The following is a 12003-nucleotide window of genomic DNA, read 5'->3' as shown; positions in this document are numbered from 1 at the left end:
TGTCACGGAGAAGTGGGGCTAACGCTTTGGCTTTTCGATGCAAGTCCCTTGACACGTTCGAAAAACCGCATGAAAACCGAATGAAAATCGCTCGAAAACCGGAACCGTAATCATTGAAGCCTCCCGCAGCGGTCGCTCATCCAAGGGCCGCGTCGTCGTCGACGGTCAGCTCATTCCTGGCGTCAAACCCGTCAAAACTTTGTTGATACCCAAGCATAAACAGGGAATGACGTCATATTTTCGTTCGATCGAGTCACAGCGTCTCCGGCTCAACAGCCGTGTCAAGTTGCGAAAGCGCGATTTTGCCAGAGGCTTGAGATCCCACCTTAGCAAGAGGAAACCAAGAATGCACATCGAGCGGCACCAGCAAATGCTTAAAAATGCAATCCGCGAAACACTCGGAGCGGTTATCACGCAGATGAAGCAGGAACGTCCCGAGGCCTTCCAGATTGAAACCGGCGCGAACGAAACGCTGTCGCAACGGCGCTTTGCCTATGAAGCCGGCGACGCCACTGCCGACGGCAGGTTTCAACGTGACACGTAAAGACGCAGCAGAGGCAATACAGGAGAGTATGCGGAAAGCGTCGGAGCGGTTGATTAAACGGTAGGGTGAATGGAGTCTAGTTGCCGAACACTTCTTGGTGGGTTAGTACAGCTATTCAATGTTTGCCGAGGATCGCTGTTGATCTTCACGGCAACAAATCATGCGTTCGTGACTTCTTTAGGGGCGGGAATCTGATGGATATGACCGATGGCAAAGAACTCAGTTGACGCTTACGGCGCGTCGGGGAAGACAAACCTGCTGTTCTTCGACCCCGACAAGCTGGTGCTGGTGACGGATACGGCTTCGCCGCTGTATGACCCACGCGTTGATCTACCCGTGAATGAGGATCTCGCTCGGAACATCGATTTCCAAGGCGTGCTTCAGCCGATCTCGGTGATGAAGAACACCGAGACGGGCGAAACGGAAGTTGCGGTTGGGCGACAGCGCGTCAAGGCGGCTCGCTTGGCGAATGAATGGCGGCGCGCGCGCGGCGGAACGTTGCTCCAGGTCCCCGGGCAAGTCCATCGAGGCGAGAGGCGCACGGCGCTAACCGCGATTATCAGCGAGAACGAGCTCCGGGAGGCAGACACCCCTCTTGGCCGCGCAGAGAAGATGCGCCGCGTGATGGCCTTCGGCTATAGCGAGACAGAGCTCGCGACGATCTTTGGCTGTTCGGCGGCCACGGTGCGGGCAACGCTCGCGCTGCTCGAATGCTGCGCTGATGTGCGCAAAGCGATCGAAAGTGCGCGCATCAACGTCACTCACGCCCGTCACCTTTCGAAACTCCCACCGGCGCAGCAGCGCGAGAAGGTCCGGGAGCTAGTTGCTGCCGGCGCGAACGTCGCTGGTCATGCGCGCGCCCGAGCGCAGCGCGAGGCGCTTGGCGAACGCACGCCCAGGATGCGAAGCCGTAAGGAAATTTTGAAGGAGTTGGGCGCGTCGTCGGGTGAACGTGCTGAGGCGTTGCACTGGGTGTTACAGACTGCAAAGCAGGAGGATGGTGAATGACGACATTGACAAACGAAGCCGATTTCAACGTGCCGGCGGAGGCCAAGGATCGAGACGAAGCGGGGGCCTTGGAATCTCGAAACATCTGTCTCAGTTGCGGAGCAAAGCAGAGCGACGACGGCACTCTGCCGTGCGGTCACGACAACGGTCTGTAAGGTAATCAATGAGCAACGCCATAAAACACAGCACTAAATGGACGAAGGATCTCGTTGCGCGTCGCGCGTTCGAGCTTGTCTCGTTCCGTGACGCGGTGCGTCGAGCGCGGTGGGATTATCACGACGCTTGCCGCGAATTCCGCTCTCAAGCGAGGGTCAGCGGCTATATCGACAAGAGCGATCCGAAATTTCATCTGGCCACGCGCAAGCAGTATCGCGTGCTGCACAAGGCACGGGCTGCGCTTTACAACGCACAGCGGCGCCTCGAAGCGGCGGTGCGCCATTGCGTCGAGCGGCGCGAGGTGACTTGATCATGAATCTCGTTATTACCGACATTTCAGTTCGCGAGGCTGACGGCTTGTTTTGCTTGAATGATCTCCATCGTGCATCGGGAGGCGCGAACAAAGATCGGCCAAGTTTGTGGCTGGAAAATCAGCAAGCCCAGAAGCTGGTTGCTGAAATTGAGAAAGCAGGAATTCCTGCTATCCAATCAAAACAAGGACTTGGAACGTTCGTCTGCGAAGACCTGGTCTATGCATATGCGATGTGGATCAGTGCGGCGTTCCATCTCAAAGTCATTCGCGCGTATCGAGAGCGCCATTCGGTTCCTGCCCTTCCGAATTTCGCGGATCCCGTGTCCGCGGCGCGAGCCTGGGCGGACGCGACGGAGCGTGAGCATAAGGCGCGCGTGCTCGCGCAACAACAGGCTAGCGAACTCGAAGCGCAGAAGCCTGCGGTCGAATTTGTGGAGCGCTATACGAGCGCCTCGAAGCACGATTGTCTGAATTTCCGTGATGCCGCGAAGGCGCTCCACGCCAGCGAGCCGGAATTCAAGCAATTCCTCATGGACTTGGGCGTGGTCTTCCTCGCCGGTAAGCGGCAGCGTATGGAGCCCTATAAGACGTACATCGAGACGGGCCGCGTCGAAGTTGGCGTTGGCGTGACGGAAGACGAGCGGCAATACGCATTCAAGTACTGGAAATTCACCACGAAAGGCTTCGAATGGATTGCCGGCAAATGGATGGCGCGACAGCTCGCTGAGCGTGACGCGCGGTGCGCGGAGGCTTAGTGCGCATGCTCTCGACGTCCCAATCCTTCCGCTATAAAGGTCAGAACCAGCATGTTGAGCGAAACGCCCTCAACCCTGGCGCGCATTGCGAGTTCGGCGTGGACCGTTTTAGGCACGCGTGCGACAAATTTTCCGGACGCAACGCCGCCGCTGTTTGGCGCGGGTACGAGGAAGCCCTTGGCTTCAAGCGCTTCGATCGTTGCGGCCAATGCCTCATGACCGTGCACCATCGCTTCTTCAATGGTGTCGCCGTCGGCGATGCATTCCGAGAAATCCGGGTAGGAAATCAAAAATCCACCTCCTTCTTCAGCGGAAAGTGGACGCACTTCGAAGGGGTAGTTATCAAGTTTGTCCATGGATTAGGCTCCTTTGACGAAGGCAACGAACTTCTTTATGTAGACAGGTTTAATTGGCCGATGTGCGGGCACGGGAAGGGTGCTGCCGTCATTACGCACAAAAACGCAGTGGCTGCCTCCATCGTGCCGCCAGTCGATTCCGTGCTGTCGGGCAACCGACTGAAGTTGTCCGATCTGCCAATCGAGCGGATTGCGAGACATCGCTTCGAGCAATTTTGTGGCGGTGTTCATGAGCGGAATGATACTGCCAGTAATACTATCTTGCAAGGCGCGCGTACGTTGACCGCTAGTTGTTCAACGGCTTATACTTCGACCATCGCTGAGACAACAGCGGTCGGGTTTGACAGCCTGGGAAAAGCACGGCGGACATCCGCCTACTGGCGGATTTTTTACGTCCGACTGCCTCTGCACGCCTCCAATGGGCGGGCCGTGGCGGGGGAGCCTTCGGGCTCGCCGGTTTCCGTCTTTTCCGGTCTGTCAACCCTGCCATGTGCCCGCCCACCCCATTTGACAGTGGGGCGCGGGTTCTCGAACCCAAAGACGGAGCCCGCTGTGCGTGCTATCACCCTCGCTCGTCCTGAGCAAACGCAATCCCTTTCCTTTCAGAACTACCGCTTCGACGTTATCGACCGTGAGGGTCTGCGTTGGCTAAGGCTACCCCAGATTGGGGTAGCCTTGGGTTACGCCAATCCTCATAAGGTGCAGCAGGTATTCGAGCGCAACGCTGCCGAATTCACCGACAGCATGACCACCGTGGTGACGCTGCCCACAACGGGTGGAGATCAGCAGGTACGCATCTTCTCGCTCCGCGGCGCGCACTTGCTGGGCATGCTCGCTCGCACCTCGAAAGCCGCTGCATTTCGCCGGTGGGTATTGGATCTTCTTGAGCATGAAGCTCAAACCGCTGAGTCGCCCGAAACTCGACTGCTCGACAGTCGCTGGCTGATGTACTTCGGCCACGACGGATGTCGGCGGATGCAGCCCGTGGCACCGGACGCGGTAGTGATCGCGCCTAACGCGCTCGCGAAGCTTATTGGTGAGCCGGGCGTGGTGTCGGTGCGCCTTCTTCCCGAAATCATCGCCTCTGCCGCGAGCCGGTTGCAGGAGATCGAGCGCGTCAGTCAGTCAGACGACTGTGCTCGTCATCATGGGAGGGCACAGCAATGAGTGGCTACGCATATCAATGGGCTAAGCGCCAGCACGTCGGCGATTCAGCGGCCAAGACACTCTTGAAGACATATGCGCATTGGGCGGCCGAAGACTACACCACGTGGGTCACGAACGACGAGCTCGTGCTCGACACTGAGCTCGACGTCAAGACCATTCGGAAAGCGCGCGAGAAGCTCGTGTCGCTTGGTTTCCTGACTGAGACACCGCGTCGCATGGGCGGCACGAAAAGCATTGTCGTTTATCAGATGCTCGCTCCATCTGGCTCTGTTGTCGTTCAAGCGGTCGATCAGCGCACGGGGGATGCTATCTCGTTGAGTCCGCCGTCTGTGGAGGAGTTAGATGCTAAGCCCCTCCATAAACGGAGCCCCTCCAAATTTGGTACTGCTAAGGGGGACCAGAAACGGAGCCCCTCCAAATGTGGAGCCCCTCCAAATCCGGACGGAAGCCCCTCCACATTTCCCTTGAAGCCCCTCCACATTTCCCTCGAAGGGGTACCAAATGTGGAGGGCAAGAAGGGTTTAGAAGAGAAAGAGAAGAACCTAGATGAGCAAACTGCGCGACGTGCGTCGCGAGTTGCGTTGCATGAGCAGATCCGAAATCTCGAACTGCCGAACGAGATCACGCCGGACGTCTGGGCGATGTGGTGCGAGCACCGAGAGGCCAAGCACAAGGACGCACCGTGGACGCGAGGCGCTGCTGCCGTCTCGGTCAAACGTTTGCTTGCGCTCGCGGCCGGCGGCCAGTCGCCCGAGGTGACGGTCGAGGAGGCAGTGCTTCGTGGCTGGACGGGGATCTTCCCCGTGCGAGCCGAGACGCTCACGCAGGCATCGCCAGGCGGCGCGAGGACGATTGCTGCGGACTGGTGGCGCACGTCGAGCGGCATCAAGGCGCGTGCCGAGCAGCTTGGCGTGAAACAGGGCGATGGCGAAGCGTTCATGCGCTTCAAAGCTCGCGTGTTCAAAGCGGCCGGCCCAGGCGAATGGATGGAGGACATGCTGCGCACGGTCGGCCGCGAGAGCGAGGAGCACTACGAGGCGCTGTACGCCTACTTCAACGACATTCCTCGCGATCGACACGGCAACACGGAGGCGGCATGAGCAAGCACAGCTCGAAGCGCACCGCCTCGAATCAGCAAGGCGACCTGCTCGGTACAGAACTCGGTGCGAAGGACTGCCAAACCTGCCGATACGCGGTCAAGACGCCGGGCCTTGAGCCCATGCATCGCCTTGGCTTTGCGAATTGCGCACTGCTGCCCGACTGGCAATACGTGTCCAGCGTATCGACCTGTCGTTTCAACCCTGTTCGTTGGAGTCAAAATTCATGAACGCTCAAAAGCTCGCCCGCGCCGTCCTGTTCGACGTGTTACTCGTCATCTGCCTATACCTGTGGGTCGAGGGCGGTCACGCGCTCGCACGGGATGTCGCCATCGCCTACCTCTGTGTCATCGCCGAAATCATGTGGATTGCGGCCTTACTCGTGTCCGCGAAGGATTACGAGCACGGCTATCCCGTGAATGCCTTCTACGATTTCGTGAGCACGATGGCGATCCTCGGCGTTCTGGTGTGGCAACGCGAATCCATCGTTGCGGCGCTGCTGGGCATCCCGTACTTCCTCACCTTGGCAAAGCGGGAGGTGGCGCAAGCATGGTGAAAACGATGCAGCCAATAGTGCTAACCGTGCGCGTCCCTGTTGTCGGTCTCGTGACAGATCGCGGCATGCGCGGCCGCTACACGATCATGACGCAGAAAGCGCCGATCACAACGATGGTTCATGGCTTGCGCCGCGTGCGGCATCGCAATCCGAGCGGCCGAGGCGACGAGCAATACAAGGTCAACGCGCTGGCATTCATCCCAGTGGGATACCGCGGCTCGATCCCAAGGTCAGATTGGGTCGATCACGAATACGCGTGGGTCGATTGCCTGTATGCCGATAACCGGAAATCACTTACCGCGTTTCGCGATAGCGGCGATCACACATGGATGGCGCCGGATGCGCCGATATCGGAAGGAAGCAAGGTATGACACCAGCAAGATTTCAAGCGGCGCTGAGCGGGCAATCTGCGATTGCGAAGAAAGTGCTGGAGATGGTGCCGAAGCAAGACGCATGGTCGCGCAACGAGATCGCGATGCATCTGCGGCGAGTGACGAAGAGCTCGCCTGATGTCGCGGTGCTCGATGGGTGCTTGCTTCGGTTGCAGGACGCTGGTTTGGTCCGCGAGAAGTTCAAGGGGCGCTTTCAGCGCGTGGAAGTAAGAGAAAAGGAGAGCATGGTGACCGTAGCAGCGAAACAAATCGAATCCAGCTCAGGGGGTAGCGTGCCGAGCCATTCGGTGCTCGACATTCTGTCCGCGCTTTCCGGTCGCGCGCGCAAGCTCGCCGGGGATCTGACGGAGCTAGCCTCTGACGTGGAGACCGCGGCGCTGACGATCGAACAGCAGCAAGCACAAGACAGCGCCGACCTGGAGAAGCTGCGTCAGTTTCACGCGCTTTTCAAAAGTCTCGCCTAGGAGCCGTCATGAAGACGCCGCATACATGCTGCGCACGGGGGGCCCGGGTTCGCATAGTACTTCGTAACGGAGAGGTGATCGTCGATCGCTTTGTCGAACGCACAGGCAAATTCATCGTGCTTGCCAAAAACCGGCTTCGCGGAGGTGAATTGAAGTCGTTCGGGATCTATAAAGAGGCGAGGCGGTGAGCTATCAGTTATTTCGTGTTGGAAAACGCTGGCACTACCGGTTCCAGGTGAACGGCGCGCGGGTGCAACGCAGCACACGCGAGAGCGTCAAGCACAAGGCCGAAGCCGTGGCGGCGCGCGCCTACCACGACGCCAAACTATGGTCGAGAGGACGCGAGCCGGTGCCGACGCTGCGGGAATTGTTCGTCAAATGGATTGCGGCCAACGAGCCGATTGTGAGCGGCGCGCACATTAAGTCGATGCGAACGGTCGCCCGTTTGCATTTGTACGGGCTCGGCGATGTTTCGGTCGATCAGTTGACGAACGGGGCCATTGAGCAGGCGCGTCTTGAGCATTTGCAGACGCACAGCCGGGCGAGCGCCAATCATTGGCTCAAGTCGATCAAGGTCGTGTGCAACTGGGCAGTTCGGCGCAACATCCTGCCGATGGTGCCGTGGTCGGTGAAGTTGATCAAGTTGCAGAAAAGGCCACGCACGACGTTGCCGGCGTCGATGGCTTCGAAGTGGTTGATCGAAGTGGATGCGGCGGCCGCTCGGCAGCCGGGCGTGTCGATCGCCGTGCGGTTGATGCTCGGATTGGGGCTGCGCGAAATGGAGACCATCACGGCGCGCTGGGAGTGGCTCGATTGGGAGCGCGGCACCTATACGCCAGGCCGGACCAAAGGGCGCGAGGCGGACCCCGTACCCGTGCCTCAGTGGTTGCTCGACTATCTGCAACCCACGCGCCAGGCGTGCGGACTGATCGTCACGCGCACGAACGGCGAGGCGTGCAAAGCGGGTTTCACGCGTCGGGCAATGTTCGCCGCGAACACTGCATGCGAAGTAGTCGGCCTCACGCCGCACCGGTTACGCGGGACGTTTGCCACGCTGCTGAGCGAACAAGGTGTTCCCATCCAAACGATCAGGCGCGTGATGCGTCACAAAGATCCCCGCACCACGATGGTGTATCTGGAAGCAGACCTCGGTTCGGTAGTCGATGCCCAGGCACGTTTGAGCGAGAAGATGGGATTGGCCGATGCGCCAAAACGCAAAGTAAGTGGCGAAGAAGTGGCGAAGGACACCGTTCAAACCCGCGCCGTTACTGAGTTTGCAGATTCCTGTGTGTCATCCGCTCAAGGTGCAGAAAGTGGGGCTCGGGTCATCACGAAGCCATCGACATCATGAGCGCGTACACCTACATTGAGATGTCTTCTGTCCCGCGCCCGCTCTTGCAGATGGCCGTGCGGCAAGTAGAAGGATTGCAGAGTTGGATCTCGTTTCCCGGCTGCCCATTCGCTGGAATCGAAGAAGAAGGTCAGATCCAGTTTCCGTATCCGCGCAACCGGGAACTGCGCAAGCAGTTGCTTGCCTGGCTAGATCACTGGAACATTTCTTACGGCGTTGAGCAATAGCAAGATCAGTGGAGAGGCTATGAGTGAACAATGCTTGAATGAAGGTGCGCGAAACGCTGCTGACGACAAGACCCATCGGTGGGTCGCTTGGTGCCTGACGCGACGCATTTTCGCGCCGTATGTGAAGTCCAACGTGCTTGCACGTCTTCAACCTACGCGGCGGGCAGTGGCGCAGGAACCGGACTCGTTCTTGGATCCCGAGATGCCGTTCTTCAATATGGCGATTCATGCACTATGCGAACAAGGCGATTGCGCGCGCGACGCTGAGTGCTTCCTTGGAATCTATTGGTACAACGCGAACATTAAGGCATTGGCCTACGAGCAAAATTGCGCTCGCGGCACGATCTATAACCGCGCCCGTCGGTTTGCGGCACGCGCCGAATCGCTCAGCAAATCAATCCGCCGGGCAAGTGAAAGCTTCATGTCCGAAAAGTGTTCAAGAATTATTGAACAAAATAGTTCTACTGCTGATTGAACACTTTCATATAAAATCGGCTCTTAATCGATAGGCTGCATCACTGTCTTCAAAGCCCGCATGGCTCAAAACCATGCGGGCTTTTCTATTAGTGGCTGTTGTCTACGGCCAGGCGAATGTAGTGCAATGCCTCGTCAGTTAGGTGGAAAACTGGCAGGCGCTGGGAGGTTGAGGCGGACTCTTCGGCGGCTTGCAGGATTTCGAAAGCTCTTTCCTTGCCTTGTGTCTCAACCAGGATGTGTCCTATTGCAGTCCACGTCCCAAGAAGGCTTTGCTGAAGCCCTTCGAATTCTTCTCGCGTTACGGCTTTTTCGTTGTTCATTTTTACTCTCTGGTTGGGTGAAGGGGAATCAGTGTCTCGTGTCAGACTTCAAACTATCAAGTCTCGGCTGTCGAGCTTGGATTTTAGTCGAGTGCGAGTGCTGGATACGAAAGCGGGATCTACGTCGCGTGTACGCGGCCGCAGATGGATGACGACGCGCGTGCGCATCGCTGTGCGTGACGGGTGTTGCTGCGCGCAGTGCGGCCGATTGTGGAACGAGCATCTCGATCACGTCGATCATCGTGTGCCACTTGAAGCCGGTGGCAGCAACGACGACGCCAATCTGCAGTTGCTCTGCGTTGACTGCCATGCGCGCAAGACGGCGGCGGAGGCTGCGGGGCGGTTTGGACGTTGAGAAAGTGCTTGGGGGAGGGGGTGTCGAAAGTCTGGAGGGTTTGAGGCGCGGACACCGAGCGTTCTCTCACGCGCAGATTTTTTTCCCTTTTTGAGGAAAATGTTAAAGCGTTTTAACAATGCTTGAGCGACCCGCAAGCGTTGTCTGGTAAGGACTTTGGCCTCAAGAGGCGATGTTAAAGCGGTGTTAAAGATGTTAAAGCGATGTTGAAGCGGGCCTGACAAGAAAAGGAGGTGATTTGTGGCGCTGACCAGCAAGAAGCGACTGTTCGCCGACGCTGTGTTGGCGGGCAAGTCAAACAAGGAAGCGGCGGTTGTCGCCGGTTACAGCGTGAAGACGGCTTCGGCCGCCGGGGCGAGACTTGCCAAGGACAAGGACGTGGTCCTGTATCTCGTGGCGGCCCGCGTCAATGGCGAGTCGAAGGCGCCACAGGGAGATGCCTCGCGAGGTGCTCATAAGCCCGGGGTCGCATTCGACCTGGCAGCGCTGACAAATTTCCGCGACCCGAAGGCGTTCTTGATGGCGGCGATGAACGATGGAGCAATGGAGGACAGGCTGCGTCTCGACGCGGCCAAGGCTCTGTTGCCATACACGCATCACCGAAAGGGCGAGGGTGGCAAGAAGGATGCGCAGCAAGAGGCGGCAAAGAGAGCCGCATCTAAATTTGGAGCGCCCCCGCCAGCACCGCGCCTTGCGGCGAGTGGGGGTAAAAAGCTGTGACGTCCGACCAACAGGAGATCGTTCTCGATTGGGTCACGTCATGTAAGGATTGGGGCGAACGGCTCAAGGATGGCCGCACGATCATCCCGCCGCCGATCTTCGCCGAGGAGGCCGAGTATGCGCTGTCGATCTTCAAGGAACTAAAGATCGTTGACGCGCCCGGTTCGCCTTCGTTTGGCGAGGCGTCGGCGCAGTGGGTATTTGATCTGGTGGCGTCGATATTTGGCGCAAACGACCGGGCGAACAATCGGCGGCTGATTATCGAATGGTTTGTCTGCCTGCCCAAAAAGAACAGTAAGTCGACGCTTGCGGCGGGCATCATGATGACCGCGATGCTGGTCAATCAGCGCCAGTCGGCGGAATTCGCCATTCTCGCGCCCACCATTGAAGTCGCGAACAACAGCTTCGCGCCATCGCGTGACATGGTCAAGCACGAACCCGAGCTCGACCCGATCTTTCAGGTTCAGGTGCACGTGAAGACAATCACGCACCGCATAACGGGCGCGACGCTCAAGGTTGTGGCGGCTGATGCCAATACGGTATCGGGCAAGAAGTCGGTCGGCACGCTTGTTGACGAGTTATGGCTGTTCGGGAAGATGGCGAATGCAGAGGACATGCTGCGCGAGGCCATCGGCGGTCTTGCGGCTCGCCCTGAAGGCTTCGTTATCTACCTGACCACGCAGTCGAACGAGCCGCCCGCAGGTGTGTTCGCCAAGAAGTTGCAGTATGCGCGCGACGTTCGCGACGGCAAGATTATCGACAAGCAGTTCGTGCCGGTCATTTATGAGCATCCACCGGAAATGGTGCGCTCGAAGGAACATCTAAAGGTCGAAAGCTTGGCGATGGTCAATCCGAACTTCGGATTCTCTGTTGATCAGGCGTTTTTGGAGCGCGAGTTCCGCAAGTCGCGCGAAGAGGGCGAAGAGTCATTCCGGGGTTTCCTCGCGAAGCACGCTAACGTAGAGATCGGCCTTGCATTGCGCTCAGATCGCTGGGCGGGCGCGGAATTCTGGGAGGCGGCGGCACTTGCATCGGGTCTTACGCTTGAGGCGCTGATGGCTCGTTCAGAGGTAATCGACGTGGGAATCGATGGCGGTGGTCTGGACGATTTGCTCGGTCTCGCGGTAGTGGGTCGCGAGAAAGACACCCGTAACTGGCTTGCCTGGACGCACGCGTGGGCGCATCCGTCTGTGCTCGATCGTCGAAAGGAGATTGCGCCGCGATTGCGCGATTTCGAAGATGATGGCGACTTAACGATGGTGGCGCAGATTGGCGATGACGTGCGCGATGTCGCGGAGATCGTTTCGACGATCTTTCAGGCGGGCCTGCTCGATAAGGTGGGGGCCGACCCAGCAGGCATCGGCAGCGTGCTCGATGCGCTGGCCGAAGTAGGCATACCCGAAGACAAGGTAGTTGGAATCTCGCAAGGCTGGAAGCTCTCAGGCGCGATCAAGACTGCCGAGCGTCGTCTCGCGACTGCGGGTAGTGGTCACAGCGCAGACGATGAAGGCGCGCCCGATGGCGTGCTCATGCACGGTGGTCAGCCGCTCATGGCGTGGTGCGTTGGGAATGCACGCGTGGTCCCGGTTGGCAATGCGGTGAACATCACGAAACAGGCCAGTGGGACGGGCAAAATCGATCCGTTGATGGCGCTATTTAACGCCGTGACGTTAATGGCGCTCAATCCCGCCGCGGCGCGTCGCTCGGTGTATGAAACGCGTGGATTGTTGTTTATCTGAGGAACG

Annotated in this window: 20 protein-coding genes; 17 read left to right on the top strand and 3 right to left on the bottom strand. The window is 58.5% G+C overall.

All coding sequences use genetic code 11. From position 1 onward, the window contains the following. The first annotated feature begins 346 nt into the window (after window positions 1-346). From P9292_RS11355 to P9292_RS11335, 5 genes are all read left to right on the top strand, one after another. Window positions 347-544 (top strand): hypothetical protein, encoded by a 198-nt coding sequence (locus P9292_RS11355; RefSeq protein WP_309958931.1) that lies wholly within the window; start codon window positions 347-349, stop codon window positions 542-544. A gap of 207 nt (window positions 545-751) precedes the next feature. Beyond that, entirely contained in the window at window positions 752-1552 is an 801-nt protein-coding gene (locus P9292_RS11350) for a ParB N-terminal domain-containing protein (protein ID WP_309958929.1), read from the top strand. After that, a complete protein-coding gene (locus P9292_RS11345) occupies window positions 1549-1707 on the top strand; it encodes a hypothetical protein (RefSeq protein ID WP_309958927.1) in 159 nt (52 codons plus the stop codon). Before P9292_RS11350 ends, P9292_RS11345 begins: the two co-directional genes overlap by 4 nt. Window positions 1708-1715: 8 nt before the next feature. Next, window positions 1716-2018 (top strand): hypothetical protein, encoded by a 303-nt coding sequence (locus tag P9292_RS11340; protein ID WP_309958924.1) that lies wholly within the window; start codon window positions 1716-1718, stop codon window positions 2016-2018. Window positions 2019-2020: 2 nt separating this feature from the next. Next, window positions 2021-2776 carry a KilA-N domain-containing protein gene (locus P9292_RS11335; RefSeq protein WP_309963982.1) on the top strand — a complete coding sequence of 252 codons (756 nt, stop codon included), beginning with the start codon at window positions 2021-2023 and terminating at the stop codon, window positions 2774-2776. Here the strand turns inward: P9292_RS11335 and P9292_RS11330 are convergent. Together P9292_RS11330 and P9292_RS11325 are read right to left on the bottom strand one after the other, a co-directional pair. After that, a complete protein-coding gene (locus P9292_RS11330) occupies window positions 2773-3132 on the bottom strand; it encodes a toxin-antitoxin system HicB family antitoxin (RefSeq protein ID WP_309851305.1) in 360 nt (119 codons plus the stop codon). The genes P9292_RS11335 and P9292_RS11330 overlap by 4 nt on opposite strands. A gap of 3 nt (window positions 3133-3135) precedes the next feature. Beyond that, window positions 3136-3363, bottom strand: coding sequence for a hypothetical protein (locus tag P9292_RS11325; RefSeq protein WP_309851303.1), 228 nt, complete (start codon window positions 3361-3363; stop codon window positions 3136-3138). Window positions 3364-3684: 321 nt separating this feature from the next. Here P9292_RS11325 and P9292_RS11320 point away from each other — a divergent pair, with 321 nt between their 5' ends. The 9 genes from P9292_RS11320 to P9292_RS11280 all read left to right on the top strand — a co-directional run bounded on the left by P9292_RS11320 (window position 3685) and on the right by P9292_RS11280 (window position 8861). After that, window positions 3685-4299, top strand: coding sequence for a Bro-N domain-containing protein (locus tag P9292_RS11320; protein ID WP_309958922.1), 615 nt, complete (start codon window positions 3685-3687; stop codon window positions 4297-4299). After that, entirely contained in the window at window positions 4296-5399 is a 1104-nt protein-coding gene (locus P9292_RS11315; RefSeq protein ID WP_309958920.1) for a helix-turn-helix domain-containing protein, read from the top strand. Before P9292_RS11320 ends, P9292_RS11315 begins: the two co-directional genes overlap by 4 nt. After that, complete coding sequence (locus P9292_RS11310) at window positions 5396-5626, top strand: hypothetical protein (protein WP_309958918.1); 231 nt, start codon at window positions 5396-5398, stop codon at window positions 5624-5626. The genes P9292_RS11315 and P9292_RS11310 overlap by 4 nt, the downstream gene beginning before the upstream one ends. Further along, window positions 5623-5952: a hypothetical protein gene (locus tag P9292_RS11305; protein WP_309854193.1), complete on the top strand. Its 330-nt coding sequence runs from the start codon at window positions 5623-5625 to the stop codon at window positions 5950-5952. Before P9292_RS11310 ends, P9292_RS11305 begins: the two co-directional genes overlap by 4 nt. A gap of 5 nt (window positions 5953-5957) precedes the next feature. Continuing rightward, window positions 5958-6323, top strand: a complete 366-nt coding sequence (locus tag P9292_RS11300; RefSeq protein WP_309958916.1) for a hypothetical protein — start codon at window positions 5958-5960, stop codon at window positions 6321-6323. Continuing rightward, a complete protein-coding gene (locus tag P9292_RS11295) occupies window positions 6320-6808 on the top strand; it encodes a hypothetical protein (protein WP_309854187.1) in 489 nt (162 codons plus the stop codon). The genes P9292_RS11300 and P9292_RS11295 overlap by 4 nt, the downstream gene beginning before the upstream one ends. A gap of 184 nt (window positions 6809-6992) precedes the next feature. Next, window positions 6993-8159 (top strand): site-specific integrase, encoded by a 1167-nt coding sequence (locus P9292_RS11290; RefSeq protein WP_309958913.1) that lies wholly within the window; start codon window positions 6993-6995, stop codon window positions 8157-8159. Continuing rightward, on the top strand, window positions 8156-8386 hold the full coding sequence (locus P9292_RS11285) for a hypothetical protein (RefSeq protein WP_309958844.1): 231 nt from the start codon (window positions 8156-8158) through the stop codon (window positions 8384-8386). The genes P9292_RS11290 and P9292_RS11285 overlap by 4 nt, the downstream gene beginning before the upstream one ends. 19 nt (window positions 8387-8405) lie before the next feature. Next, on the top strand, window positions 8406-8861 hold the full coding sequence (locus P9292_RS11280) for a hypothetical protein (protein WP_309958911.1): 456 nt from the start codon (window positions 8406-8408) through the stop codon (window positions 8859-8861). 88 nt (window positions 8862-8949) lie between these two features. On the opposite strand, the gene P9292_RS11275 is transcribed toward P9292_RS11280, so the two are convergent. Further along, on the bottom strand, window positions 8950-9183 hold the full coding sequence (locus P9292_RS11275) for a hypothetical protein (protein ID WP_309958909.1): 234 nt from the start codon (window positions 9181-9183) through the stop codon (window positions 8950-8952). A gap of 148 nt (window positions 9184-9331) precedes the next feature. Between P9292_RS11275 and P9292_RS11270 the strand changes: the two genes are divergently transcribed. The 3 genes from P9292_RS11270 (at window position 9332) to P9292_RS11260 (ending at window position 11997) form a co-directional block, all read left to right on the top strand. Further along, window positions 9332-9538 carry an HNH endonuclease signature motif containing protein gene (locus P9292_RS11270; RefSeq protein ID WP_309963979.1) on the top strand — a complete coding sequence of 69 codons (207 nt, stop codon included), beginning with the start codon at window positions 9332-9334 and terminating at the stop codon, window positions 9536-9538. Between the two features lie 240 nt (window positions 9539-9778). Then, window positions 9779-10258 carry a terminase small subunit gene (locus P9292_RS11265; protein ID WP_309958907.1) on the top strand — a complete coding sequence of 160 codons (480 nt, stop codon included), beginning with the start codon at window positions 9779-9781 and terminating at the stop codon, window positions 10256-10258. Next, window positions 10255-11997 carry a terminase large subunit gene (locus P9292_RS11260; RefSeq protein ID WP_309958905.1) on the top strand — a complete coding sequence of 581 codons (1743 nt, stop codon included), beginning with the start codon at window positions 10255-10257 and terminating at the stop codon, window positions 11995-11997. Before P9292_RS11265 ends, P9292_RS11260 begins: the two co-directional genes overlap by 4 nt. Window positions 11998-12003: the final 6 nt, after the last annotated feature.

Origin of the sequence: Caballeronia sp. LZ001, assembly GCF_031450875.1 — a bacterium.
Lineage (GTDB): Bacteria > Pseudomonadota > Gammaproteobacteria > Burkholderiales > Burkholderiaceae > Caballeronia.
The sequence above is the reverse complement of the archived record's forward strand: the minus strand, read 5'-3'. Positions and strand labels throughout refer to the sequence as shown.

Coding starts and splice junctions, on each gene's coding strand:
- P9292_RS11355 (WP_309958931.1), top strand. CDS start 347: ATGCACATCGAGCGGCACCAGCAAATGCTTAAAAATGCAATCCGCGAA.
- P9292_RS11350 (WP_309958929.1), top strand. CDS start 752: ATGGCAAAGAACTCAGTTGACGCTTACGGCGCGTCGGGGAAGACAAAC.
- P9292_RS11345 (WP_309958927.1), top strand. CDS start 1,549: ATGACGACATTGACAAACGAAGCCGATTTCAACGTGCCGGCGGAGGCC.
- P9292_RS11340 (WP_309958924.1), top strand. CDS start 1,716: ATGAGCAACGCCATAAAACACAGCACTAAATGGACGAAGGATCTCGTT.
- P9292_RS11335 (WP_309963982.1), top strand. CDS start 2,021: ATGAATCTCGTTATTACCGACATTTCAGTTCGCGAGGCTGACGGCTTG.
- P9292_RS11330 (WP_309851305.1), bottom strand. CDS start 3,132: ATGGACAAACTTGATAACTACCCCTTCGAAGTGCGTCCACTTTCCGCT.
- P9292_RS11325 (WP_309851303.1), bottom strand. CDS start 3,363: ATGAACACCGCCACAAAATTGCTCGAAGCGATGTCTCGCAATCCGCTC.
- P9292_RS11315 (WP_309958920.1), top strand. CDS start 4,296: ATGAGTGGCTACGCATATCAATGGGCTAAGCGCCAGCACGTCGGCGAT.
- P9292_RS11310 (WP_309958918.1), top strand. CDS start 5,396: ATGAGCAAGCACAGCTCGAAGCGCACCGCCTCGAATCAGCAAGGCGAC.
- P9292_RS11305 (WP_309854193.1), top strand. CDS start 5,623: ATGAACGCTCAAAAGCTCGCCCGCGCCGTCCTGTTCGACGTGTTACTC.
- P9292_RS11300 (WP_309958916.1), top strand. CDS start 5,958: ATGCAGCCAATAGTGCTAACCGTGCGCGTCCCTGTTGTCGGTCTCGTG.
- P9292_RS11295 (WP_309854187.1), top strand. CDS start 6,320: ATGACACCAGCAAGATTTCAAGCGGCGCTGAGCGGGCAATCTGCGATT.
- P9292_RS11285 (WP_309958844.1), top strand. CDS start 8,156: ATGAGCGCGTACACCTACATTGAGATGTCTTCTGTCCCGCGCCCGCTC.
- P9292_RS11280 (WP_309958911.1), top strand. CDS start 8,406: ATGAGTGAACAATGCTTGAATGAAGGTGCGCGAAACGCTGCTGACGAC.
- P9292_RS11275 (WP_309958909.1), bottom strand. CDS start 9,183: ATGAACAACGAAAAAGCCGTAACGCGAGAAGAATTCGAAGGGCTTCAG.
- P9292_RS11270 (WP_309963979.1), top strand. CDS start 9,332: ATGACGACGCGCGTGCGCATCGCTGTGCGTGACGGGTGTTGCTGCGCG.